This is a genomic window from Umezawaea tangerina (assembly GCF_003002815.1).
Lineage (GTDB): Bacteria > Actinomycetota > Actinomycetes > Mycobacteriales > Pseudonocardiaceae > Umezawaea > Umezawaea tangerina.
The window spans coordinates 65105-87964 of record NZ_PVTF01000019.1 but is presented as its reverse complement, the minus strand read 5'-3'; the positions used below and the strand labels follow the sequence as shown (position 1 = coordinate 87964).

Sequence of the window (22860 nt, the reverse complement as noted above, 5' to 3'; positions counted from 1 at the left end):
TCACCCGAGGAGCGGCTCCCGAAGAGGCCGAGAAGACGTCGGAAGATCGTCGTCACTCCCCCGCCGCCAGCTCTTGGTACGCGGTCGCGTCGAGCAGGTCGTCGACCGCGCCGGGGTCGCCCAGCCGCAGTTCGATCATCCAGCCCTCGCCGTACGGATCGGAGTTGACCAGGTCGGGCTGCTGGTCGAGCGAGTCGTTGCGGGCGACCACCTCGCCGGCGAGCGGCGCGTAGATGTCCGAGACGCTCTTGGTGGACTCCACCTCACCGAGCGTCTGCCCGACGTCGACCGTCTCGCCGAGCTCGGGCAGCTGGACGAACACGACGTCCCCCAGCTGCTCCTGGGCGTAGTCGGTGATGCCGATGCGCACGGTGGCGTCACCTGTGCGCTGCACCCACTCGTGCTCCTCGGTGTACTTGAGCTCCTCGGGAATCACCGCGGTGCGCTCCTTCATGGTGGTCTTCCCCGCTCGCCCGGATGGACGAGTCCGTCAGTGTCGAAGGGTGATCTTCGCACGCGGAATCCTCCCACGCGTCTCACCCGTTCAGGCAGCCAGCACCCCTGGAGAGCGACGCACGGCGAGCACGAGTTGGTAGACGTACAGCCCGGCGGACCACAGGTACAGCGCGCCACCCCACAGCATGAACGCGTACGCGATCGGGCGAGCGATCTGCGCGGCCGTCGAACCGCCCTGCGCCAGCAGCAGCACCGGGAACGCGTAGAGCAGGTTGAAGGTCGCCGCCTTGCCCAGGTAGCTCACCTCGAACGGCCCGTAGCCGTAGCGCCGCAGGACCAGCAGGCACACCCCCACCAGCGCTTCTCGACCCACCAGGACCGCCGCGATCCACCACGGCACGATCTCCCGCACCACGAACGCCAACAACGTCGCGAAGATGTACAACCGGTCCGCCGCCGGATCCAGCAACGTCCCCAGCCTGCTCGTCTGGTCCAACCACCGCGCCAACTTGCCGTCCAACCAGTCCGACGCACCGGCCGCCGCCAACACCACGACCGCCCACCCGTCGGCGTGGGGGCCGAGCAGCAGGTAGAGGAACAGCGGCACGCCGAGCAACCGCAGCACGCTCAACGCGTTCGGAACAGTCACCCACCGATCCCCAGCGCCCTGACCAGCCTGGACCACGACCTCACACTCCCCCGTCACGCGCCGCCCATCACGACCGGCCACCCCCGGAATGCTAATCCCGCAGGTCGAACCCCACCCCGACCAGGCTCACCGGGATGTCCGGAGCAGGCGACGAGGGACGAGACGGTGGGTGAGCGGGCGCACGACGGGCAGCCCACAACAGGGTGATGACACACAGGCGAGTGACCGAGCCGACGGCAAGACCGAGGCCAAAACAATGATCAAAACAATGGAGTGGACGACAACTCCGAAGCCTCATGACTACGGACGCAGTTCACTCATGCGAGTGGATCTAGACCACAGCCCCCACACCAGGCCAGCACCCCCAGGTGCCCCTGCCACAGCAGCACACCACCCAGTCCAACGCGCAGCGAGGACGCCTTGTCCGGCGAAGCTCGGATGCCTTCCCTACCCGACGGCGCAGCCGAGGATCCGTCGTCGGGCGCAGCCCGCCAGCGCGCATCCGGCGCGGAGCGCCTGGGGCCTTGTCGGCGCCAGCCGATGCCCTGTCCGACGCGCAGCGAGGATGCCCTGTCCGACGGCGAAGCCGAGGATGCAGTGTCAGGCGAAGCCTGATGCTGGCGCCAGCCAGACCTACTCCCGCCCCGATCCGAAGCCATCTCTGGGCTTGACGGAGCTTGTCAAGACAGCTTCACCGTCTTGACAAGGTTCGTCAAGTCTAGAACACTCGGCGAGCGGGGTGGAGCCGCCTTGAACCCGCGAGCCCAACGCAAACCCGGATCACAGCCCGACCCCAACGCAAACCCGGATCACAGCCCGACCCCAACGCAAACCCGGATCACAGCCCGACCCCAACGCAAACTGGGATCACAGTCCGGACCCAACACGAACCAGGCCCAGACCCACACCCACGACCCGGATCAGTTCTGACTCCCCCGCGTGTACCCCCACCCACGCCGCTGAAGATCCGCCCCCGTGAACGCCTGCGGCCGCCCCCGGTCGTCCACCCCCACCCACCGCGCCCGGAACCCCTCCAGCACGTACGCGTGCCCCTTGCTCCACACCACGCTGCACGGTGCCGTGGGCAGCACCCTCGGCGCGGCGGAGGGCATGACGGCCTCGGGGCGGGTTTCGGTGGTGGTGCTCATGTGCATCCCTCCGCTGGGACTGGTTCGACGTGGCGTTCGGGGTTGTCCACGTGCCGTCGATTCTGCGGGACTGTGGCGCGGGACACCGTCCGTTCCCGGCCCCCGCTCGCCCACCGAGCACCTCCTCGCGCCGAGCTGTTCCCGAATTACGCCGGACTGTCGACAGACCGATCGGGCCGACAACCGTTCACCGCTCGCCGACGGCCGCACGTCGCCCGATGAACTACAGCCCCACTGATCAACTAGCACAAAACCGCAGCTCAAGACCCGACCATGCAACTAAACTCGATCACCCGGCACCGCCCGCGACGATCACCGGAACCACCGCGGAACCACCCGTCCCCGCCCGGACGGGCACCGGAAAAGCCCGCGAGCTGGGCCAACAGGACGCACCCGCGACGAACGACAACTTCCACCGGACGAGTGGTCACCGAAGAGGCACTCCCGGCCCCACCACCCAGAAGTGGCCTGCGAAACCAACCCCGCACTGGCCCTGTTGACCAGTCCACTTCACGACCACACTCAGGCCATGCTGATCCACCCCTGGGACTCGCCCCCGGACGACGAGTGGCGCCCGTGGCTAGCCGCCCACGACTTCGGCCAGCTCATCGCCTGCGGCCGCGACCGCGACCTGCCCGTGGTCGTCCCCACCCACTTCTCCTTCAACGGCGACAACACCGTCCGACTCCACCTGGCCCGCCCCAACCCCATCTGGCAGGCACTGGAGGAGAACCCGAACGTCCTGCTCACCGTCCTGGACGACTACACCTACGTCCCGGCGGCCTGGGGCGGCACCGACGTCCCCACCTCCTACTACGCCACCGTCCAGCTCGCCTGCACCGCCCTGGTCCTCGACGACCCGGCGGCGAAGGCCGAGCTGCTGACCCGGCAGCTGGCGCACTTCGAGCCGCCCGGCGGTCGGTCGGACGTGTCGGCGGACGACGAGGCCGACCGGAGGCTGCTGCCGGGGATCCGGGGGCTGGAGCTGACCATCAGGGAGGTCAGGGCGAAGTTCAAGTACGGCGGGAACAAGTCGCCCGAGGTCCGCGCGCGGGTCGCCCGGCGGCTCGCGGAACGGGACGGACGTCACGACGCGGCGGCGCGGTCGCACGTGCTGGATCGCGACCCGGCGCCTTAGCCTGGGCTAACGTGGGGTTCGACCGCGTGACACGGGGCCGTCCCCCGTGCGGGTACCGGTCGGGGTGAAGAGGGTGCCACGTGACCGGGTTCAGACGGTTGAGCACGACGGACCACATGGAGATCCGCCGCTGGGCGGAGAGCAGGGAAGCCGCGCCCGTGGCGCAGCTGGGGTTCGACTTCCCCGAGTACGACGACGACCTGGACCCGATGCCGTGGGACCGGTGGTTCGAGGAGTTCGACGCGCGCGGCATGGAGTTCGTCTACCAGGTCAGCGAGACCGAACGGCCGACCAACTTCTTCCAGCTCAGGCCCCGTGATCCCGACCGGGCTCTGACCACACAGGACTCGCGGGCGCCCCGGTCCTTGTGATGGTTCATCACGTTACGTACGGTGGTGCACGCAGCGGTTGAGCCAACAGCCGCGCCGGGGAGTTCCGGCGGGCCCGCACGGCCACCGTTCGCTGCACACGCGTAGCGTCACGCCGCCTGTGCCCACCAGGACTCCCCGCTCCACACACAGGGCTACACACCAAGAGGGAGATCCCACGTGACGGTCCAGGATCCGAACGTCGCGGAAGCGAACCGCGACGAACAGGCCATCGGCCTCGCGGTGAGCAACCCGGCGCAGGACGTCACCGTCGTGTCCGTCTCCGGCGAGGTCGACATGGTGTCCGCTCCGGCGTTGCGCGCGGGGGTGACGGCGAACCTGGTCGACGGCGGCAAGCTCGTGCTGGACCTGACCGGCGTGTCGTTCCTCGGCTCCGCCGGCCTCGCCGTGCTGGTGGAAGCCGCGCAGCAGAGCAGGAGCAGAGCGATCGCGTTCAGCGTCGTGGCCGCCGACCGCGCCGTGACCAGGCCCATCGCGGCCACCGGTCTCGGTGAGGTGTTCGACGTGCACCCGACGCTCGACGAGGCGATCGGCTGAGTCGTCTCACCCGATGGGCGCCACCACATCCGCCAAGTGCCGCACCCCGGACGCCTCGAGGGCCGTCCACACGGGAGTGCCGGGTCCGGCGAGCACGACGACCCGGTTGCCCGCGGCCGAGGCCGCGTCGGCGACCGCGAACACGGCGTGCACCGCGCCCGCGCACCGCGCTCCCAGCTCCGCGAGGTCGACGACGACCGGCACCGCGCCGCCGCGTGCCGCTGTGAGCAGCGAGCGGCGCAGGGCGGACCCGGCGTCCTCGGGCACGTCGCCGCGCACCACCACGTGCACGCTGGCCTCCCGTTCCTCCACCAGCACCTCGTGGCCGTGCCGCCGGGCCGGGACGCCCTCGTCGGCCGGTCGCGGCCGCAGCGACCGGCACAGCCGCACCGTCGTGCCCGCCGCCGTGCGCTCCACGACGACCTGGTCCACGTTCTCGCGCATCAGCAGCAGCCCCCGGCCGCGATCGGACAGCGCGGTGGGCGGCACCCGCCAGCGGCCGTCGTCGGCCACGACCACCACCACCGTGCCGTCGGACTCCAGGTCCGCGCAGACGCGCACCGTCCCGTCGACGCCGGGCTGGTAGGCGTGCTCAGCGGAGTTGGACACGGCCTCGTTGACGGCGACCAGCAGGTCGTACGCGGTGTCGTCGTCGGTGCCGATCGACTCCGTCCAGTCGCCGAACCGGGCGCGCAGCTCGGCGAGGTGGTTCGAGCGCGTTCGGAAGTCAAGCACGAAGCGCTCGACGGGGGCCTCCCCGTCGGCGCGGTGCCCTGGGCCTTCGGCAGGCGGTTGCACGCGCATCAAACGGGACTTCCCACAACGGGCCGCGCTCACACGTGTGAAACGCGACCAGTTCGGGTAGATAGGGCCATGGCCATCGCAACAGGACGGACTATGAGGTGAGCGTGTCGCAATCGGAGCCGGAGCGCGGTGAGTCGGAGAGCCCCCTCCAGGGGGTCGAGCTGCGCATGGCGGCCAACCCCACGCAGTTGTCGATCGTGCGCGCGGTGGCGGCGGACATCGCCATGCGGCAGGACTTCGACCTCGACTCCATCGAGGACCTCAAGCTCGCCGTGGACGAGGCGTGTTCCACGCTGATCGCCCTGGCCGCGCCGGACGCTGTGCTGAGCGCGCGGTTCGTGGTGACGGACGGGGTCGTGCAGGTCGCCACCCAGGTCGGGTCGAAGCGCTCGTCGCCGCCGGACCGGGACAGCTTCGGCTGGCGGGTGCTGAGCGCGCTGGTGGACTCGGTGACCACGTGGGTCGCACCGCAGGCCGGTGATGACGAGTACGTGGTCCACATCGACTTGGTCAAGCGCGGGCTGGTGGATGCGTGACCGAGACCGGCGCGGAGACCACGACGACCCCGGCCCCCGGCCCGGCGGCGTCGTCGTCGGGCACACGGGGCGATTACGACCACCTCGCCCCGCTTTTCGTGACGTTGGCGGCCACCCCGGCCGACGACCCGCGACGGGAGCGGTTGCGCGACGAGCTGGTGACCGAGCACCTGCCGGTCGCCAAGCACATCGCGCGCAGGTTCGGCAACCGCGGTGAGCCGCACGACGACCTCGTGCAGGTCGCCACGGTCGGCCTGATCAACGCGGTGGACCGGTTCGACCCCGAGCGCGGCAGCGACTTCCTGTCGTTCGCCGTGCCGACGATCATGGGCGAGGTCCGGAAGTACTTCCGGGACTCCAGCTGGTCGGTGCGGATGCCCAGGCGGCTCAAGGAGCTGCACCTGGCGATCAACGCGGGGTCGTCGCGGCTGTCGCAGACGTTGGGCCGGGCGCCGACGCCCAGTGAGCTCGCCGCGCACCTCGGGCTGTCCCGCGAGGAGGTCCACGAGGGGCTGGCGGCGGGCAACGCCTACCACAGCGCGTCGCTGGACGACATGCTGCTGGCGGACGACAGCTCCATCTCGCTGGGCAACACGCTGGGTGCCAACGACCCGGAGATGGAGGTGATCGAGCAGCGGGAGGCGCTGAACCCGCTGCTCGAACAGCTACCGGAACGGGAACGGAAGATCGTGGTCATGCGGTTCTTCGGCAACATGACCCAGACCCAGATCGCGGAGAAGATCGGCATCTCGCAGATGCACGTGTCGCGCTTGCTGGCGAAGACGCTGCGCCAGCTGCGCGACGGCCTGGAGGAGTAGTTCCGGGCCCTAGGCGACACGGAGGCGACGACGGGCCGACGCGATGATCTTGCGTCGCTCGTCCTCGCCCATCCCGCCCCACACGCCGTACGGCTCCTGCGCCTCAAGGGCGTGCTGGCGGCACTGCTCCAGCACCGGGCAGGCCGCGCAGATCTGCTTGGCGTGGTTCTCCCGCGCCGACCGCGCCGAGCCCCGCTCGTTGTCCGGGTGGAAGAAGATCGCGCTGTTGGCCCCTCGGCAGGAGCCCTCGATCTGCCAGTCCCACACATCGGCAACCGGCTTGGGCAGGCGGGTCGTGCACGTCATGGCGTTCTCCTCGCGGTAACTGTTCGGCGAGACAGAACTACCCGTGCACGAGACGGGCGCAAACCTGTCGGGAAGCGCTTTTTGCGGCCTGCACCGGATCGTGTCACCGGCCGGGGCGAAGATCCGCCGGAATGCCTGGTGACGGGCGCGCGGAGGCCCGGTTCGGTGATCACGGGCACACCGGATCGGGTGGTGACCAGCGGCGGCGGGCGTTTTCGGGGGTTCAGACCTCGTCGGGCTGCACGTCCGGTTCCTCCTGCGCCAGCCTGGCGTCCAGCGGCTCACCGGCGCGCTGCTCGGCCGACGTGGTGCCGAAGCTGTTGGCACCGGACCACCTGTACGGCGCCTCCACGCCCTCGTCGAGCGGGTCGACCCCCAGTTCGTCCTCGTCCGTCTCCTCGGCGGTGTCCAACGGGTTCTCGTTCGGGTCGGTCATCTCGCTCCTCCGCAGATCGTCGCTACCCACCGTATGCCGCGCGCGGGGAGCCCGCAGCGCTCAGCCGAGGAACTCCCGCGACTTGGTCCACAGCCCCTTCACCACGACGTCCCAGGCGTCGGGGTCGCCGCGCAGCACGGCCTCGGTGACCGACTTGAGCTGGTCGAAGGTGGCGTGCGGCGGGATCGGCGGGATGTCCGGGTCGCAGCGCACGTCCAGCACGACCGGCAGGTCGGCGGTCAGCGCCCGGTCCCACGCGGGCCCCAGGTCGTCCGGGTCGTCGACGGCGATGCCCTCCAGGCCGATGCCGCGGGCGAACCCGGCGTAGTCGAACTCCGGCAGCGACTGGGACTCCTCGAACTTCGGCGCCCCGCCCATCCCGCGCAGCTCCCAGGTGACCTGGTTGAGGTCGTTGTTGTGGAACACGCACACGACGCACCGCTGGTCGGCCCACAGGTGCCGGTAGCGGGCCAGCGTGAGCAGCTCGGCCAGTCCGTTCATCTGCATCGCCCCGTCGCCCACCAGCGCCACCACGGGCCGGTCGGGGTGCGCGAACTTGGCGCCGATCGCGTAGGGCACGGCCGCGCCCATCGTCGCCAGCGTCCCGGACAACGAGCCCCGCATAGTTCCGCGCATCCGGAGCTGGCGCGCGTACCAGTTCACCGCCGACCCCGAGTCGGCCGTGACGATCGCGTCCTCCGGCACGCGGGCGGACAGCTCCGACACGATCCGCATGGGGTTCACCGGGTCCGCCGCCACCGCGGCCTGCTTGGCCATGACGTCCCACCACTGCTCGACGTCGCGCTCGACCTTGGCGCGCCAGGAGCGGTCCTCCTTGCGCCGCACCAGGGGCAGCAGGGCCCGGAGGGTGCCGCCGGAGTCCCCGAGGAGCGTGGACTCGACCGGGTAGCGCAGGCCCATGTTGCGGCCGTCCACGTCGATCTGCACGGCCCGCGCCTTGCCGTACTCGGGCAGGAACTGCGAGTACGGGAAGTTCGAGCCGACGATGACCAGGGTGTCGCAGTCGCGCATCATCTCGTAGCTCGGCCGCGTGCCCAGCAGCCCGATCGACCCGGTCACGTAGGGCAGCTCGTCGGACAGCACGTCCTTGCCCAGCAACGCCTTCGCCACACCACCACCGGTCAGGTCCGCCAACGCCCGCACCTCGTCGCTCGCGCCGCGAGCGCCCTGGCCGACGAGGATCGCCACCCGCTCCCCCGCGTTGACCAGCTCCGCCGCGCGGACGAGCTCGGCCTCGGCCGGAACCGCGATGCTGACCGGGTCGCTGGGCGGGCTGGACGGCACGTGCTTGAACTCGTGCTTCGGCGGCGAGTAGGGCAGCTCCTGCACGTCGGCGGGGATGATCACGACCGTCGGCGCCTGCCGCGCGACCGCCGTGCGGATCGCCCGGTCCAGCGCGTTCGGCAGCTGCTCGGGCACGTCGACCTGGACCAGGTACTCGCTCGCGACGTCCTTGAACAGCGCCTGGAGGTCGACCTCCTGCTGGTAGCTGCCGCCGCGCGCGGTGCGGGCCGTCTGCCCGACGACCGCCACCACCGGCACGTGGTCGAGCTTCGCGTCGTACAGTCCGTTGAGCAGGTGGATCGCCCCCGGCCCCGACGTGGCCACGCAGACCCCGACCTGACCGCTGAACTTCGCGTACCCGACCGCCTCGAACGCGGCCATCTCCTCGTGCCGCGCCTGGATGAACACCGGCCGGTTGCCCGCCTTCCCGAACGCGGCGACGATCCCGTTGATGCCGTCCCCCGGATAGGCGAAGACCTGCTCCACACCCCAGTCGCGCAGGCGTTCCAGCAGGTAGTCGGCAACGGTCTCGGACATGGGTCCTCCTCGGCTGGGCAACAGCCACGGGTACCCGCCCAGGAGCCGACGTCACATGTCGACGAGCAGCAATCCGCCGAAGTACAGGCATGCGAGCGCCACCGCACCGAACACCAGCACCCAGACCGTCCCCGGCACCCCGGTCAGCCGCGCCAACTGGTCCGCGTCCGAACTGGGCGCCCGCCCCCGCACCCGCTTGCGCTGCAGCTCCCACACCGGCCGCACACCACCCAGCAGCAGGAACCAGCACACGAGGTACCCGAACGCGTCCTGCACCGGCTGCGTCGCGAACCACGACACCGCGAACACGATCCCCCCGGTCACCACCACGGAGATGACGCCGAACACGTTGCGGATCATCACCAGCATCGCCACCAGCAACGCCGTGCTGACCCACAGCAACGGCCGGATCTGCTCCGCCGCCACCAACACCGCCCCACCCAACCCCAACAGGGACGGCGCCACATACCCCGCAAACCCCGTCAGCACCATCCCGAACCCCGTGGTCCGCCCCCGCGACACCGTCACCCCCGACGTGTCGGAGTGCAACGTGATCCCCGACAGCCGCCGACCGCTCAACAACGCGAACAGCGCATGCCCACCTTCGTGCGCGATCGTCACCACGTTCCGACTCACCCGCCACACCGGACGGCTGACCACCAGGAACAACGCCACCACAGCCGACCCCAGGACCACCACAGCATCAGGCCGGTCCCAGAACTGCTCGATCGTCGCCATCGCGTCCATCACACCAGTGTGCTTGTGCACGACCACAGGACAGCCAGAGGGTCGCAGACCACGGCGACGGACAGCCGCGAACGATCAACGACAACAAAGCCAACGCAGCCGAACGGCGAAGCGCCCACCAACCAACGGCCACACACCGAAGCGCCCATCAACCAACGCCCGACCAAGACAACCCGCTGGTACGCAACGAAAGCACGCAACCGTGGTCGATTTTACTTGGGGTTTTTGGGCCTAAAATTGGTCGGCGGGCAGGCTCTACCACCTGCCCTTTTTCGCCCGACGAGGCCCAAAAAGAGGGGCCCCAAGTCAAATCGAGCACACCACCGCGGGTCGTAACCCCCACCCAGCCACGCACCCCGGCGAACTCGCTACGCCTCGACAACCACGCATAACCCACCGAGCCACCCAGGTACGGGACTCGCTACGCCTCGGAACCCCGCACAACCCCACCCAGCAGCCGCACCAACCGCACTCGCTACGCATCGAAACCACACGCAACAAACACGCCCCCACACCCAGCCAACCCCTACGCGCTGGCCCCGAACTCCTCGATCAACTCCACCAGCCCCCGAGCCTCCCCGCACCCCCGCGCCACCCTCAACAACGGCCTCATCCGGTCCGCCGTCCGAACCGACCGGATCGGGATCGCCTCCCGGACCGCCGTGTGCCCGACCTCCACCCCTTCCTCCACCTCTCCAGCCAGGAAACTGGCCGTGGACAGGGAGATCAGGCAGAACACCCGGCTCCGCGCCATGTCCTCCGGATACCCCTCAACGGCCTCCGACAGCGCCGGTACCGCCTCCTCCACGTGGGACAGCTCCCCGGCCTCGGCCAGGTCCGCGTGCACGGTTCCCGCCATCGCCACCAGGTCGTTCGCGGTGAAGAACCGCGCCCAGTCCGGCGCGGCGGCGATGTCCGCCTCCGCGAAGCCCTCCTGGGCGCGGGCCAGCAGCCGGGTCGCGTCGGTGGAGGACCCCATCTTGGCGTGGGTCCAGGCGAGGTTCGCGTCCACGATGGCGAGCTCCAGGCCCGATCCCGCGGCCGCCTGCCCGCTGGCCTCGAACTCGCGCAGCGCCGCGCCGAAGGCGTTGTGGTGCAGGAAGACCCGGCCGAGCCGGTAGTGGACGTTGGCCGCCAGCGAGTCGTTCCCCGCGGCGAGAGCCAGTTCCAGCGCCGAGTCGAAGTGCGACCGCGCTGCCTCCGCGCGGCCGAGGTCGAACAGGATCCAGCCCGCCAGGTTGTGCAGGTCGGCGAGCGCCACGTGCAGGCGGGTGCGGATCTCGGTCGACGCGATGCCGCCCAGCAGGCGGCGTCCGGTGGACAGCTGGGCGAGCACGGCGTCGGCGCAAGCGCCGCCGCCGTGCTCGTAGTCCAGTGCCCTCAAGGTGTGCGTCGCGGCTTCGAGGCCCGCCACGTCCGCCGCACCGATGTGGGTCAATGGCCGACCCGGTGCCGCTTGGGGTCGTCGGTCTGCACGGGAACGGGATCCGTGCGCGGCTCGGTCACCTCGTTGGCGCGGACCTCGTGGGCACGCACCTCGTCGGCGCGGACCTCGTCGGTGCGCAGGTCGCGGTCACGCAGGTCGTGGTCGCGGTTCTGCTCGGGCACGATCCGGTCGTGGTGCACCGGCTCGGGCTCGGTCACGACGTGCTCCTCGACGACCGGCTCGTCGACGACGATCTTCCGACGGGCGGGGAGCACGGCGATCAGCAGGCCGACCGCGGCGAAGCCGAGGTGCAGCCAGTTGTCGTTCGAGTTGAGCGCCAGCGGGTTGCCCAGTGCGGACACCGGGTTGCTGGAGATGACGCCCGCGAGCATCAGGCCCCACACGAAGACCGCGCCGTAGGCCAGGAACAGGATCCAGCCGTAGACGCGGGCCATGGCGGAGCTGCCCGCCAGCAGGAGCCCGAGCACACCGAAGGCGAGGTGGATGACGTTGTGCAACGGGTTCACCGCGAAGCCGAGCAGCATCGAGTGCTGCTCACCGGCGAAGTCGCCGAACCCCGTGCGCAGGAAACCCGCCACGCCCGCTGCGATGAACAGCACGGACATGAGGGCCACCAGCACCTGTGCCGGTTGCAGGCCGGCGACCTTGACACGCCCAGCAGTCGAGTTCTTCATAACGCGTGGTTACCCACATCACGTCGGTTCAAACCGATGGATGCTCACGTTGGGTTGACCAGCGGTCGTCGGAGGGCGACGAACCGGGCAGCCGTCGCCGCCCCACGACGGGAGTGGGGAGATCGGTGGGACTCGAACCCACTTGCACCGGGATCACGACCCGGCCCCTCGTCCACTTCGGGATCGATCTCAGTACCTCCGGCGCGAGTCGAACGCGCACTGGCCGGGTTCTGAACCCGGTGCCTCTTCCAGTTGGGCTACGAAGGCTCGGATGGGGAGCGGGCGCAGCGGACCCGCTCCCCACCGGTACCGGACAGGAGTTCCTCACAACGGACCTCGCCGTGCCGAGGTGTTCCCGACCCACCCCATAGAAGGTCGGGCTGTGGCGCGTACGGGGGTCGAACCCGTGTTTCCGGAGTGAGAGTCCGGCGTCCTGACCACTGGACGAACCCGCCTGGTCGCCGAACTCGCGAAGAAAGGGCGGCTTGCATTGCCCGCACCCCTTCCCCGAACCGCCGGCAGCACCCCAACCCGGATTCGAACCGGGGACCCCGGCGTTCGTAGCGCCGTGCTCTGTCCAGCTGAGCTATTGGGATATCGCACACCGAAAACAATGAAAAGAGCCGCCGACCGGTCTCCCGGTCGACGGCTCCCCGTCGCGACCTCGACCGCAGGTCACAACCGGGAGCCCCGACCACGTCGGAGATGGGGGAATCGCGTCGCCGCGCCGGTCCACTCCGATTCGCGCTCGATCATGGCCTCCCCCTTCCGTTCGCGGTGTCGGCACAACTATGAACGATTCCGCGCCGACCGGCAAAGCATTTATCCGGCGGTGGTCGCGGGCCATTCGGGTGGCAGCCAGCTGATCGCGCACCACAGGTCGGTGCGGTCCTGGGCCGAGGTGAGGTCGAGGCCGAGCGCGCGTTCGACGTGCCCCATCCGGTGCCGGACGCTGTTGCGGTGCACGCCGAGCGCCGCGGCGCTGCGGTCCCAGTTGCCGTGCTGCGCGAGCCACGCCCGCGCGGTCTCGACGAGCTCGACCGCCGAAGGCGAGCGGTGGTCGGCCAGCGGGGCGAGCAGGCCGCAGGCGAACCGGCGGGCCTGCGCCGGGTCGACCAGGCCGGTGACACCGGAGCCCTCCACGGCCAGCGCCGTGCGGCCGGTGGCGCGGGCCCGGCGCAGCAGGGCGGCGGCTTCCCGGTGCGCGGCGGGCAGTTCGGCGGGCGGGGCGGGCGCGCTGACGCCGACGACCAGGTCGGGGTCGATCGCGGTCCCGGAGACGACGACCGCGCGGAACCCGTCGTCGGCCACGTCCACCAGCGGCGTGCCGAGCACGTCCGCCAGCCGCTCGTACCCCTCGCCGTCCGCACCGGCGACGACCTGGAACGACGTCCCGCCCAGCAGCCCTTCGAGCAACGGGGCCGGGTCGCCGCCGAACACCAGCCGGGCGGCCAGCCGCGCGGTCGGGTCCGGGTCGGGGCGGAGCAGGGCGAGCAGCGCCAGCGCGACGGCGACCACGGCCCGGTCGGCCACCGAGAACGAGCGCGGCCTGCCGAGCACGAGCACCGACGGCCGCCGCCCGACCCGTTCGACGGGGTTGAGCACGAGCTGGTCGCCGTCCAGCGTGGTGCCCGCGCTGCGCGGACCGCTGCCCTCCCGGACGCGGTCGGCCAGGCGCACCAGGTCGGTGGTGGGCCCCGGCGCCTCCCCGGCGCGGGCGAGCACGCCGTTGTCGGCGTCGAGCAGCAGTGCCCAGCAGCCCAGCGCGTCGACCAGCGCGGCCAGCGTCCCCTCGACCGGCGCGGGCCGGACGGCGGCCCTGGTCATCGCGCGCTGGCTGTCGGCGAGCAGCCGCAGCTCCGCGTTCTGCGCTTCGGCCAGCGCCGCGCCCACGGCCTGGCTGACCGCCATGAACGGCGTCCCCGGCGGCACGGCGACCAGCGGCAGCCCGTGCGCGCGGCAGGCGTCGACCAGCTCCCGCGGCACGGCGTTGTGCACCGGCGTGACCCCGAACCCGAGCGCGGACACCCCGCGCCCGACCAGGCCCGCCACGTAGGCGTCCACGTCCTCCGGGTAGGTCACCCCGGCGGTGAGCAGCAGCTCCTGCCCGAGCAGGTACGGCACGGGGTCGACCAGCTCGCTCACGTGCGCCCAGCACACCGGCCGGTCGAGGTCGTCCTCGCCGACCAGCACGGTCAGCCCGAGGTCGTCCCGCCCGACCAACGCGGCCAGCGGAACGGTGCGCAGCACCATGAACGCCTCCGAAGTGCACAACGCCGACCCGCGCGTTGTGCGGATCGTCCACTTACCGGCGCAAGCGTGCGCTTCCTACCGTGGGCAGCACAAGGTTCGGGGGGAGGCCTGCGACGTGGTAGCGGAGCACGGGGGCGCGGGCCCGGTCGGCCCGACCGACTCCGCCAGGACACCCAGGTTCGCCGGACCGGCGACGTTCGCCCGGCTGCCGCGGCTGGACCAGGTGCCGGGCGCGGACATCGCGGTCGTGGGCGTGCCGTTCGACACCGGGGTCTCCTACCGCCCCGGCGCCCGGTTCGCGCCCACGGCCGTGCGCGAGGCCAGCCGCCTGCTCCGGCCCTACCACCCCGGCCTGGACGTGTCGCCGTTCAAGGCCTGCCAGGTGGTGGACGCGGGCGACATCGCCTGCACTCCCTACGACATCGGCGCGGCCATCGCCGAGATCGAGCTCCAGGCCTCGGGTCTGGTCGACACCGGCGCGCGGCTCGTCGCGATCGGCGGCGACCACACCGTCGCGCTGCCCCTGCTGCGGGCGGTCGCGCGCAGGCACGGACCGGTGGCGCTGCTGCACTTCGACGCGCACCTGGACACCTGGGACACCTACTTCGGCGAGCCGTACACGCACGGCACGCCGTTCCGCCGCGCGGTGGAGGAGGGCCTGCTGGACACCGAGGCCCTCTCGCACGTCGGCACCCGCGGCCCGCTCTACGGCAGCGGCGACCTCGCCGAGGACCGGCGGCTCGGCTTCGGCGTCGTCACGGCGGCGGACGTCCTGCGGCGCGGTGTGGACGAGGTAGCGCACGCGCTGCGCGAGCGGGTCGGCGACCGGCCGCTGTACGTGTCGGTCGACATCGACGTGCTCGACCCCGCGCACGCGCCCGGCACCGGCACACCCGAGGCGGGCGGGCTGACCAGCCGGGAGCTGCTGGAGATCCTGCGCGGCCTGGCCGGGGCGAACCTGGTCGGCGCGGACGTGGTCGAGGTCGCCCCGGCCTACGACCACGCCGACATCACGTCGGTCGCCGCCGCGCACGTCGCGTACGACCTGGTGTCCTTGTTGGCCCTCAACAGGATGGGGAGGTCCCGGTGAGCGAACGCACCGGTGGCGACGTGGTCGCCGAGACGCTGGCGGCACTGGGCGCGCGGACCGTGTTCGGTCCACTGGCCCTCGGCCCGTTCGACGCGGTCCGGCGGTCCGGGCTCAGGCACGTCAGCGGCCTGAACACCGCGGCCATGGCGGACGGCCACGCCAGGAGCGGCGGCGAGGTGACCGCGCTGCTGGTGCCCGGTGACGCGGGCGACCTCGTGGAGTCGACCCCGGTGGTGGCCATCGGCTGCCGGGCGGGCGGCGAGGTCGTGGGGTCGGCCGCCGAGATCCCGGCGGTGCTGACGCGGGCCTGGGACGACGCGGCGACGGCGCCGTTCGGCCCGGTGCGGGTGGAGATCCCGGAGCACGTGCTGCTGGGCCGGACCGCCGTCCCGCCGGTGCCCGCGATCGTGCCGTGCCCCCGGTCGGTCGTGCCCGACGCCGACCTGATCGCCTTGGCGGCCAAGCTGCTGGACGACGCCCTGCGGCCGGTGGTCCTCGCAGGCGGCGGTGTCGTGCGCGGGGACGCGCGCGCGGAACTGCTGGCGCTGGCGGAGAAGCTGCGCGCGCCGGTGCTGACCACGTTCGGCGGCAGGGGCGCCTTCCCCGTCGAGCACCCGCTGTCCGCCGGGTCGTGGCTCGGCGACCCGCGCACCACCCGGTTCCTCGCCGACGCCGACGTGGTGCTGGTGGTCGGCTCCGGGCAGGACGTGCCGCACCGGATCCGGATCGACGCCGACCCGGCCAGGCTGGACCAGCGGGCGCTCGGGGTGCACGGCGAGGCCCGGTTCGCGTTGGCGGACCTGGCCGACGCGGTGGCGGCCCGCCCGGCGGACGGCGTGGCGGAGGGCGAGGTGCGGGCGCTGCTCGACCTGGTCGGCGAGCCGGAACCGGCGCTGCTGACCGCGATCCGCGCGTCCCTGCCGGACCACTCGCCGACCTACTGGGACCGCACACCCCTCGGCGAGCTGGTCTGGTCGACCTGGGACCCGCGCGACTCCGAAGCCGTGAACGGCTCCCCGGACGGCCTCGGCTACGCCCTGCCCGCCGCGCTCGGCGCCGCCGCGGCGCTCGGCGACCACGTGCCCGTGCTGGCGGTGTCCGGAGGCGAGGGCGCCGCGCTGGGGCTGGCGGAGCTGAGCGCGGCCAGGCGGCACGGCCTGCGGGTGACCTGGCTGGTCGTCGACGGCGGGTCGGACGTGGTGGCGCTCGCCGACGCGTTCGGCGTCCCCACCGCGGCGAGCACGGCGGCTACCGTGGGCGAGGACCTGGGCGACGCGTTCGCGCAGGCCGGACCGCACGTCGTGGTGCTGCGACCGACGTGATCGGGGCCCGTCGCAAGACACCCGATGATCCCGCCGTTACGCGGAAGTAACCAAGACGGGGCACCATCACCCAATGGGAGAACGACGGCTGCGCATCGGGTGCGAGTTCACGTACGAGGCCGCCATCAGGACGCCCACGGTGTTCCAGGTGCAGGCGAACGACGAACCGCGGGTCAAGGTCCTGTCCGAGGAGTGGTCCATCGAGCCCGCGGTCGGGTCGCACGGCTACGTCGACCTCTACGGCAACCCCTGCCTGCGGGTGGTGCTGCCGCAGGGCATGTCGACGCTGACCTACGACGCGCTGGCGGTCGTCCCGGACGCGGTCGAGGAGTTCGACGAGGACGCGCCGGAGGTCATGCCGGAGCAGCTGCCCGACGACGTCCTGATCTACACCCTGCCCAGCCGCTACGTGCTGCCCGACATGCTGGCCGACGAGTCGTGGGCGCAGTTCGGCGCGATGCCGACCGGCTACCGGCGGGTGCGGGCCATCACCGACCACGTGCACAACCACCTGACGTTCAGCTACGGCAGCAGCGGCCCCACGTCCACGGCGGTGGACGTCTTCAACTCCGGGTACGGCGTGTGCCGCGACTTCACCCACCTGGCGATCTCGTTCTGCCGCGCGCTGAACATCCCCGCGCGCTACGTCTTCGGCTACCTGCCCGACATCGACATCAAGCCGTCCCCGGACGTGATGGACTTCGCGGCGTGGATGGAGGTCTGGCTGGGCGACCGGTGGTGGACCTTCGACCCCCGCAACAACCGCCGCCTCAAGGGGCGGGTCGTGGTCGGCCGCGGCCGCGACGCCTCCGACGTCGCGATGGCGACGACGTTCGGCGGTCCCGTGCTGCACTCGATGGTGGTCCACGCCGAGGAGGTCCTGCCATGACGCTCAGTCCTGAGCTGCTGTCCCGCCCGCTGCTCGACCACACCGGGCTGGACCTGGAGGCCGCCGACCGGGTCACCTACGTGCTGGAGCAGAGCCTGCACTACGGCTACGACCAGCCGATCGAGCTGCTCGACCACCGGCTGGTCGTCGTCCCGCTGGCCCGGCACGGCAACCAGCACCGCCGCGCGCACCGGGTGGACGTGGCGGGCGCGTCGGTGCGCCGCCGCTCCCGGCTCGACGGGCACGGCAACACCGTCGTGCGGGTGCGGGCCGACCGCGTCGAGGAGGGCGTGAGCTTCACCGTCGTCGCCCTGCTCGAACGCGTCCGCGCCGACGGCCCGACACACCTGTCCGCCGCCGCGCTGCACGACCCCAGGCTGCTGCGCCCGACCAGGCTCACCACACCGGACGACCGGTTGCGCGACCTGGCCGCGGGCGTCGGCGGGGGCACGCCGCTGGAGCGGGCCGAGCGGATCTGCGCGCTCGTGCACGACGCCATCCACTACGAGTACGGCGTGACCTCGGTCGAGACCACCGCGGCCGAGGCGCTGTCCGGCGGCCGCGGGGTCTGCCAGGACTCGGCCCACGTGATGATCACCCTGTGCCGCTTGGTGGGCGTGCCCGCCCGGTACGTGTCCGGCCACCTGCTCGGTGAGGGCGGCACGCACGGCTGGATGGAGGTCGTCGTGGCCGACGGCGACGCGGCCGTAGCCGTGCCCTTCGACCCGTGCAACGGCCGCCGGGCGGGCGCGGACTACATCACGGTGGCGACCGGGCGCGACTACTCCGACGTGGCGCCCACCTCGGGCAGCTACAGCGGGACCCCCAACAGCACGTTGACGACCAGCCGCCGCGTCGGCGTGCTGAGCGCCGCGTGACCGTGCCCGGCGAGGTGCGGACCGGCGTCCGCCTGGCGTTCGACGCGCTGGGCGGCGTGGTCCGCGTCGTGCAGGACATGCACCGCGCCATCGCCAAGCGCGGCCTGGGACCGGTAGGCGAGTTGCAGAGCGCTTTGGCCGCACCGGTCTACGCCGCGATCCGCGCGGGCCTGGCCGTGGGCGGGGCGGCGGCGCACGCCGTGCTGCCCGACGCCGCGGGCGCGTTGCCGGTCAAGCTCACCGGCGCGTTGAACGGCGCCGTCGGCGACCGCCTCGCCCGCGACTACCCGGCGCTGGCCACCCGCCTGCACGCCACCGGCGACGGCCCGGTCGGCGGCCACGTCGTCGTGTTCCTGCACGGCTTGGTGCACACCGAGCTGCACTGGGGGCACGGCGACCTCGCGGCCGAGGTCGGCGCCTCCGCGGTGCACGTGCGCTACAACTCCGGCCGCGACATCACCGCGAACGCCGCCGATCTGGCCGCACTGCTGGAAGTCCTGGTCACCGACCACCCCGTCACCCGGCTGTCGCTCGTCGGCCACTCGATGGGCGGCCTGGTCGCCCGCGCGGCGGTGCACCGGGCGGTGGCGGAGGGCGGGACCTGGCTCCCGCCGCTCGGCGACGTCGTCTGCCTGGGCAGCCCGCACCTCGGCTCGCCGGTCGAACGCGGCGCGGCCGTGATGGCGTTGCTGCTCAACGGTTTCCCGGAGTCCGCGCCGCTGGGCGCGCTGGTCGACCGCCGCAGCGCGGGCATCAAGGACCTGGCGCACGGCACCCCGTACCAGGCCGCACCCCAGGTGCGGCAGCACTTCCTGGCCGCGACCGTCGCCGCGAACCCCGCGGGCCTCCCCGGCAGGCTGGTCGGCGACCTGCTGGTGTCCACGGCCAGCGCGACCGACCCGGCGCAACGGGCCGACCGGCACGTGCTGGGCGGGGTCAGCCACCTCGGCCTGCTGCGGCACCCCGAGGTCCGCGCCAGGCTCGTCGAGATCCTGGCCGGTCCTTGACCTCCAGTTAACTGCAGCTCCTACGTTCGGCTGACCACCGAACCGAGGAGACGACCTTGCGCGCCATCCGCCAGCACGCCTTCGGGCCCGCCGAGAACCTGGTCCTCGAGGAGGTCGACGACCCGGTCCCCGGCACGGGGCAGGTGCGGATCGCCGTGTCCGCCGCGGGCGTGCACGTCGTCGACACGACGATCCGGTCCGGCCTCGGCCGGGGCCCCTTCCCGCTACCCGCACTCCCCATGACGCCGGGACGCGAGGTGGCCGGGGTGGTCACCTCGCTCGGCGACGACGTGGACCCCGGCTGGCTCGGCCGCCGCGTCGTGGCCCACCTCGGCCAGGCCAGTGGTGGTTACGCAGAGACCGCCGTGGCGAACGCCTCCGCGCTGCACGCCCTGCCCGACCACGTCTCCGACGACGTGGCGGTCGCGATGATCGGGACCGGCCGGACCGCGATGGGCGTGTTCGAGGGTGCCGCGATCCGGCCCGACGACACGGTCCTGGTGCTGGCCGCGGCGGGCGGCATCGGCGCGCTGGCCGTGCAGGAGGCGCACGCCGTCGGGGCGCGGGTGGTGGGCGCGGCGGGCGGAGCGGCGAAGGTCGACCTGGTCCGGAGCCTGGGCGCGGACGTCGCCGTCGACTACTCGGAACCCGGATGGGACAAGGGGATCGGGGGTGTCACGGTGGTGCTGGACGCCGTCGGCGGCACGCTCGGCCGGACCGCGTTCGACCTGCTCGTGCCCGGAGGCCGGGTGGTCCTGTTCGGCTGGGCGCTGGGGACCGAGCCGACGAAGTTCACCGGCGACGACCTGTTCGCCCGCAGCCTGACGGCGTCCGTCGTCCTGGGGCCGCACGTGTTCCGGCGGCTGCGCGAGTTCGAGGAGAAGTCGTTGGCGGCGGCCGCTTCCGGCAGGCTCACCCCGGTGGTCAGCTCGACGTTCCCGCTGGCCGAGGCCGCGCGGGCGCACCGGGCGCTGGAGAACCGGGAGACCGTGGGCAAGGTCGTGCTGAAGCCGTGAGACCCGGTGTCGCGCGCCGTCTCCCCTGCGGAGGCGGCGCGCGACACCGGGCGGTCCGCGCTCGAGGCGCGGATGGCGTGCGAACCGCATCCCCTGCAGAAGCGGTGCGCACGTGGTCCGAGCCGGGTGTCGCCACCCGGCGCGACGGCCGGCCTAGACCGGTACCGCGACGAACTTCTTGCCGTCGAAGTTCACGACCTCGACCGATGCCACGTCGTCCGGGGCTATCAGAGCCGAACCGTCGAGGTTCGTGCCCTCGCTCTCCCCGGTCTTGGACACCAGCCAACTCCCAATCTCCTCGCGGTGGCCGTCCTTCGCCACCACGAACAACCGGCACTTCTCATTCTGCGGAATCCCGCCGATGGCCGCGTTCACGCGCACCCACCCCGCGGCCGGTTTGACCTGGACGGTCATCACGGCCCCGGTGCCGGGGTCGGTGAACGACGAGACCTTCGTGCCCGCGGGCGGTTTCGCCGCCGACGTGACCGGGGCGGGCAGCGCCTCCTCCTGCGGAGCGGTGCTGCGGCCGACGACGACACCGCTGCCGAGGACGACCGCGATGACGACGGCCGCGGCCGCGCCGAGCGCGAACTGCCTGCGGCGGACGGCACCGCTGCGTTCGGTGCGCATCTGCCGGAGCGTGCGCTGCAGCAGGAGGTCACCGCCTTCGGGCGGACCGTCGAGCAGCGCCTCCGGTGGCACGTCGCCGAGCGACGCCTCCATGGCGCGCAGGTCCTCCAGCTCGGCCCGGCACTCGGGGCAGGTGGAGAGGTGGTCCTCCACGGCCCGCACCTCCTGCTCGTCGAGGGCTCCCAGCACGTAGGCGCCAAGCAGTTGTGGATCGTGCTGCGTGGTCATCCGGCCACCCCCTTCAAGGCCACCTGTTGCCCGGCGAACGTCTCGCGCAGCGCGCGCAACGCGTAGTGCGATCGGGACTTCACCGTGCCGGGTGGCACGCCGAGGGCCTCGGCCGCCTCCGTCACGCTGCGCCCGTTGAAGTAGATCTCGCGCAGGACGTCGCGGTGGTCGGAGGAGAGCTGGTCGAGGGCTTCGAGCACGACGACCGAGTTCACCACCGAGTCCGCGTGGTCGCGTTCGATCGGGGGCGTCGCGGGCGACTCCGCCACTTCCTGCGGTCGCGCCGCCTTCGCCCTGATCCGGTCGGTCACGATGTTGCGCGTCACGGTGAGCAGCCAGCCGCGCACCGAACCCTTGCCGTTGACGAGCGCGTCGGGGTGGCGCCAAGCTCGGAGGAGGGTCTCCTGGACCACGTCCTCGGCAGCCGCCCGGTCGCCGGTCAACCGCGTCGCGTAGGCAAGCAGAGCCCGACCGTGCTCCTCGTAGAGCGATCGGATCAGCGCCTCGTCGGCCGCGGCCTCCCGTTTGCGGGACCACAGTGCCGCCATCCACCCACTCCTCTCATCAACCGATTACCGCACAAACGGCCCCAGGGCCGATCCGGTTCACGAACCGGCCGAGAATTTTCAGCCGCAGGCGCGGCCCTCGTTGAGACATGCCGTGACCTGGGCCATCAGGGCCACCGGGAACGCGTTGACGAACATCGCGTGGTCCGTCATCGGGTCGCGGTGCTCGTCGGGGAAGCTGTCGACGGCGAACGGCCTGCCCGCCGGGACGTCGTAGGTCACCACCAGGTGCAGCTCGGGGACGGGGAACGTCCGCGCCGGGCACACGCCGTCGGCGGTGGCGAAGGCGACGTGGTCGCGGTGCGACGCGCTGTCGACGTTGCGACCGTCCCAGCAGCTCGGGAAGTCGAACGTCCGGACCACCTTGCTCCCCGCCGGGCAGCGGGGGTACTTCATCGTGGTCCGCCCCTCGAACCCGGAGCAACCCCACTTGGCGTTCGCGTTCAGGCCGCCGCCGGTCGCCGCGGACGGGTTGCCGGTGATCATCCGCACGAACCGCGGCAACGGCACCACCCGGCTGTTCGGGTTGCCGTCGAACACCACGCCCACCGACGCGGGCGGCAGCACCTCACCGGTGTTGCCGTGCACGCCCCCGCCTTCCGCGTGCTCGTCGTGCCCGGTCACGTCGGTCAGCCGCAGCACCGGCCAGAAGTAGGCGGACAGGTCGCCGTCGGCGCACGTGCTCGCCGCCGCGGCCAGGCTCTCCGGTGTCGAGAACGCGTCCGTCGACAGGTTGCCCACGTACTCGTGCGTGTGGTGCGCCCCGAACCGCACCCCCGGCGAGATCACCGCGTTGTCCGCGTTGAGGTGCCGCTCCCCGTTGCGCCCGCAGTCGATCCTGAACGACCCGGTCGAGGCGTCCGGACCCGGTGCCACCGCACCGGAGGAGACCACGACCTGCTCGATCCCGACGAACTGCCCCTCGTCCGCCGTCGTGCACGCCGCCAGCAGCGCCACGACCGCCAACACCACCGTCCGGAACACGGAGACAGCCAACCAGCCCACCACGTTGACGCGTCGACTACCCCCTCCACCGAACTTCGGCGAAGCTCTC

The 22860-nt window shown here is 71.8% G+C and carries 25 protein-coding genes and 4 tRNA genes; 11 read left to right on the top strand and 18 right to left on the bottom strand.

Annotation, left to right across the window (positions count from 1 at the left end):
* Positions 1-52: 52 nt before the first annotated feature.
* From gcvH to CLV43_RS42180, 3 genes are all read right to left on the bottom strand, one after another.
* A complete protein-coding gene (gene gcvH / locus CLV43_RS42190) occupies positions 53-454 on the bottom strand; it encodes a glycine cleavage system protein GcvH (protein ID WP_106195870.1) in 402 nt (133 codons plus the stop codon).
* Positions 455-544: 90 nt separating this feature from the next.
* Positions 545-1141 (bottom strand): cardiolipin synthase ClsA, encoded by a 597-nt coding sequence (clsA, locus tag CLV43_RS42185; RefSeq protein ID WP_106195868.1) that lies wholly within the window; start codon positions 1139-1141, stop codon positions 545-547.
* A gap of 884 nt (positions 1142-2025) precedes the next feature.
* On the bottom strand, positions 2026-2253 hold the full coding sequence (locus CLV43_RS42180; RefSeq protein WP_106195982.1) for a hypothetical protein: 228 nt from the start codon (positions 2251-2253) through the stop codon (positions 2026-2028).
* 529 nt (positions 2254-2782) lie between these two features.
* Here CLV43_RS42180 and CLV43_RS42175 point away from each other — a divergent pair.
* From CLV43_RS42175 to CLV43_RS42165, 3 genes are all read left to right on the top strand, one after another.
* Positions 2783-3391, top strand: a complete 609-nt coding sequence (locus CLV43_RS42175; protein ID WP_106195866.1) for an FMN-binding negative transcriptional regulator — start codon at positions 2783-2785, stop codon at positions 3389-3391.
* Between the two features lie 80 nt (positions 3392-3471).
* Positions 3472-3762, top strand: a complete 291-nt coding sequence (locus CLV43_RS42170) for a hypothetical protein (RefSeq protein ID WP_211304821.1) — start codon at positions 3472-3474, stop codon at positions 3760-3762.
* Positions 3763-3939: 177 nt separating this feature from the next.
* A complete protein-coding gene (locus CLV43_RS42165) occupies positions 3940-4317 on the top strand; it encodes an anti-sigma factor antagonist (RefSeq protein WP_245887443.1) in 378 nt (125 codons plus the stop codon).
* A 6-nt stretch (positions 4318-4323) separates the two neighbouring features.
* Here CLV43_RS42165 and CLV43_RS42160 read toward each other — a convergent pair whose 3' ends face one another.
* Entirely contained in the window at positions 4324-5052 is a 729-nt protein-coding gene (locus CLV43_RS42160) for an ATP-binding protein (protein ID WP_245887442.1), read from the bottom strand.
* 167 nt (positions 5053-5219) lie between these two features.
* On the opposite strand from CLV43_RS42160, the gene CLV43_RS42155 reads away from it, so the two are divergent.
* Complete coding sequence (locus tag CLV43_RS42155) at positions 5220-5657, top strand: ATP-binding protein (protein WP_106195860.1); 438 nt, start codon at positions 5220-5222, stop codon at positions 5655-5657.
* Positions 5654-6475 (top strand): SigB/SigF/SigG family RNA polymerase sigma factor, encoded by an 822-nt coding sequence (locus tag CLV43_RS42150; protein ID WP_106195859.1) that lies wholly within the window; start codon positions 5654-5656, stop codon positions 6473-6475. The genes CLV43_RS42155 and CLV43_RS42150 overlap by 4 nt, the downstream gene beginning before the upstream one ends.
* Positions 6476-6484: 9 nt before the next feature.
* Here the strand turns inward: CLV43_RS42150 and CLV43_RS42145 are convergent, their stop codons facing one another.
* From CLV43_RS42145 to CLV43_RS42100, 11 genes are all read right to left on the bottom strand, one after another.
* Positions 6485-6781: a WhiB family transcriptional regulator gene (locus CLV43_RS42145; protein ID WP_106195857.1), complete on the bottom strand. Its 297-nt coding sequence runs from the start codon at positions 6779-6781 to the stop codon at positions 6485-6487.
* Between the two features lie 223 nt (positions 6782-7004).
* Complete coding sequence (locus CLV43_RS42140; protein WP_106195855.1) at positions 7005-7217, bottom strand: hypothetical protein; 213 nt, start codon at positions 7215-7217, stop codon at positions 7005-7007.
* A gap of 60 nt (positions 7218-7277) precedes the next feature.
* Positions 7278-9059, bottom strand: a complete 1782-nt coding sequence (locus CLV43_RS42135; RefSeq protein WP_106195853.1) for a thiamine pyrophosphate-requiring protein — start codon at positions 9057-9059, stop codon at positions 7278-7280.
* A 51-nt stretch (positions 9060-9110) separates the two neighbouring features.
* A complete protein-coding gene (locus CLV43_RS42130) occupies positions 9111-9797 on the bottom strand; it encodes a M50 family metallopeptidase (protein WP_245887452.1) in 687 nt (228 codons plus the stop codon).
* 535 nt (positions 9798-10332) lie between these two features.
* On the bottom strand, positions 10333-11244 hold the full coding sequence (locus CLV43_RS42125) for an NsdA family TPR-like regulatory protein (protein ID WP_106195851.1): 912 nt from the start codon (positions 11242-11244) through the stop codon (positions 10333-10335).
* Positions 11241-11927 carry a DUF4383 domain-containing protein gene (locus tag CLV43_RS42120; protein ID WP_106195850.1) on the bottom strand — a complete coding sequence of 229 codons (687 nt, stop codon included), beginning with the start codon at positions 11925-11927 and terminating at the stop codon, positions 11241-11243. The genes CLV43_RS42125 and CLV43_RS42120 overlap by 4 nt, the downstream gene beginning before the upstream one ends.
* 114 nt (positions 11928-12041) lie before the next feature.
* Positions 12042-12118, bottom strand: a tRNA-His gene (locus CLV43_RS48260).
* A 2-nt stretch (positions 12119-12120) separates the two neighbouring features.
* Positions 12121-12194 (bottom strand) — tRNA-Leu (locus CLV43_RS42115).
* A gap of 116 nt (positions 12195-12310) precedes the next feature.
* Positions 12311-12382: transfer RNA gene (locus CLV43_RS42110), tRNA-Glu, on the bottom strand.
* Positions 12383-12449: 67 nt separating this feature from the next.
* Positions 12450-12523, bottom strand: a tRNA-Arg gene (locus CLV43_RS42105).
* Positions 12524-12749: 226 nt separating this feature from the next.
* Positions 12750-14180: a PucR family transcriptional regulator gene (locus CLV43_RS42100; protein ID WP_106195848.1), complete on the bottom strand. Its 1431-nt coding sequence runs from the start codon at positions 14178-14180 to the stop codon at positions 12750-12752.
* Between the two features lie 115 nt (positions 14181-14295).
* On the opposite strand from CLV43_RS42100, the gene speB reads away from it, so the two are divergent.
* The 6 genes from speB (at position 14296) to CLV43_RS42070 (ending at position 20382) form a co-directional block, all read left to right on the top strand.
* Complete coding sequence (speB, locus tag CLV43_RS42095; RefSeq protein ID WP_245887441.1) at positions 14296-15270, top strand: agmatinase; 975 nt, start codon at positions 14296-14298, stop codon at positions 15268-15270.
* The gene (locus CLV43_RS42090) at positions 15267-16592 is read left to right on the top strand and encodes a thiamine pyrophosphate-dependent enzyme (RefSeq protein ID WP_106195845.1); all 1326 of its coding nucleotides are present in this window, start codon (positions 15267-15269) and stop codon (positions 16590-16592) included. Before speB ends, CLV43_RS42090 begins: the two co-directional genes overlap by 4 nt.
* A 73-nt stretch (positions 16593-16665) precedes the next feature.
* Positions 16666-17481, top strand: a complete 816-nt coding sequence (locus tag CLV43_RS42085; RefSeq protein ID WP_106195844.1) for a transglutaminase-like domain-containing protein — start codon at positions 16666-16668, stop codon at positions 17479-17481.
* On the top strand, positions 17478-18359 hold the full coding sequence (locus CLV43_RS42080; protein WP_106195842.1) for a transglutaminase family protein: 882 nt from the start codon (positions 17478-17480) through the stop codon (positions 18357-18359). The genes CLV43_RS42085 and CLV43_RS42080 overlap by 4 nt, the downstream gene beginning before the upstream one ends.
* Complete coding sequence (locus tag CLV43_RS42075) at positions 18356-19366, top strand: alpha/beta fold hydrolase (RefSeq protein WP_106195841.1); 1011 nt, start codon at positions 18356-18358, stop codon at positions 19364-19366. Before CLV43_RS42080 ends, CLV43_RS42075 begins: the two co-directional genes overlap by 4 nt.
* Positions 19367-19422: 56 nt before the next feature.
* Positions 19423-20382 carry a zinc-binding dehydrogenase gene (locus CLV43_RS42070; protein WP_106195839.1) on the top strand — a complete coding sequence of 320 codons (960 nt, stop codon included), beginning with the start codon at positions 19423-19425 and terminating at the stop codon, positions 20380-20382.
* A gap of 153 nt (positions 20383-20535) precedes the next feature.
* On the opposite strand, the gene CLV43_RS42065 is transcribed toward CLV43_RS42070, so the two are convergent.
* The 3 genes from CLV43_RS42065 to CLV43_RS42055 form a co-directional block, all read right to left on the bottom strand.
* On the bottom strand, positions 20536-21240 hold the full coding sequence (locus CLV43_RS42065) for an anti-sigma factor family protein (protein WP_106195837.1): 705 nt from the start codon (positions 21238-21240) through the stop codon (positions 20536-20538).
* Positions 21237-21788 (bottom strand): sigma-70 family RNA polymerase sigma factor, encoded by a 552-nt coding sequence (locus tag CLV43_RS42060; RefSeq protein WP_106195835.1) that lies wholly within the window; start codon positions 21786-21788, stop codon positions 21237-21239. The genes CLV43_RS42065 and CLV43_RS42060 overlap by 4 nt, the downstream gene beginning before the upstream one ends.
* 78 nt (positions 21789-21866) lie before the next feature.
* Positions 21867-22802, bottom strand: a complete 936-nt coding sequence (locus CLV43_RS42055; protein WP_245887440.1) for a DUF1996 domain-containing protein — start codon at positions 22800-22802, stop codon at positions 21867-21869.
* Positions 22803-22860: the final 58 nt, after the last annotated feature.

Excerpts from the sequence above, each read along its gene's own strand:
- CLV43_RS42135 (WP_106195853.1), bottom strand. The coding sequence starts at position 9,059 with ATGTCCGAGACCGTTGCCGACTACCTGCTGGAACGCCTGCGCGACTGG.
- CLV43_RS42130 (WP_245887452.1), bottom strand. The coding sequence starts at position 9,797 with ATGGCGACGATCGAGCAGTTCTGGGACCGGCCTGATGCTGTGGTGGTC.
- gcvH (WP_106195870.1), bottom strand. The coding sequence starts at position 454 with ATGAAGGAGCGCACCGCGGTGATTCCCGAGGAGCTCAAGTACACCGAG.
- CLV43_RS42120 (WP_106195850.1), bottom strand. The coding sequence starts at position 11,927 with ATGAAGAACTCGACTGCTGGGCGTGTCAAGGTCGCCGGCCTGCAACCG.
- CLV43_RS42140 (WP_106195855.1), bottom strand. The coding sequence starts at position 7,217 with ATGACCGACCCGAACGAGAACCCGTTGGACACCGCCGAGGAGACGGAC.
- CLV43_RS42065 (WP_106195837.1), bottom strand. The coding sequence starts at position 21,240 with ATGACCACGCAGCACGATCCACAACTGCTTGGCGCCTACGTGCTGGGA.
- CLV43_RS42175 (WP_106195866.1), top strand. The coding sequence starts at position 2,783 with ATGCTGATCCACCCCTGGGACTCGCCCCCGGACGACGAGTGGCGCCCG.
- CLV43_RS42100 (WP_106195848.1), bottom strand. The coding sequence starts at position 14,180 with ATGGTGCTGCGCACCGTTCCGCTGGCCGCGTTGGTCGGGCGGGACGAC.
- CLV43_RS42060 (WP_106195835.1), bottom strand. The coding sequence starts at position 21,788 with ATGGCGGCACTGTGGTCCCGCAAACGGGAGGCCGCGGCCGACGAGGCG.
- CLV43_RS42085 (WP_106195844.1), top strand. The coding sequence starts at position 16,666 with ATGGGAGAACGACGGCTGCGCATCGGGTGCGAGTTCACGTACGAGGCC.
- CLV43_RS42180 (WP_106195982.1), bottom strand. The coding sequence starts at position 2,253 with ATGAGCACCACCACCGAAACCCGCCCCGAGGCCGTCATGCCCTCCGCC.
- CLV43_RS42080 (WP_106195842.1), top strand. The coding sequence starts at position 17,478 with ATGACGCTCAGTCCTGAGCTGCTGTCCCGCCCGCTGCTCGACCACACC.
- CLV43_RS42145 (WP_106195857.1), bottom strand. The coding sequence starts at position 6,781 with ATGACGTGCACGACCCGCCTGCCCAAGCCGGTTGCCGATGTGTGGGAC.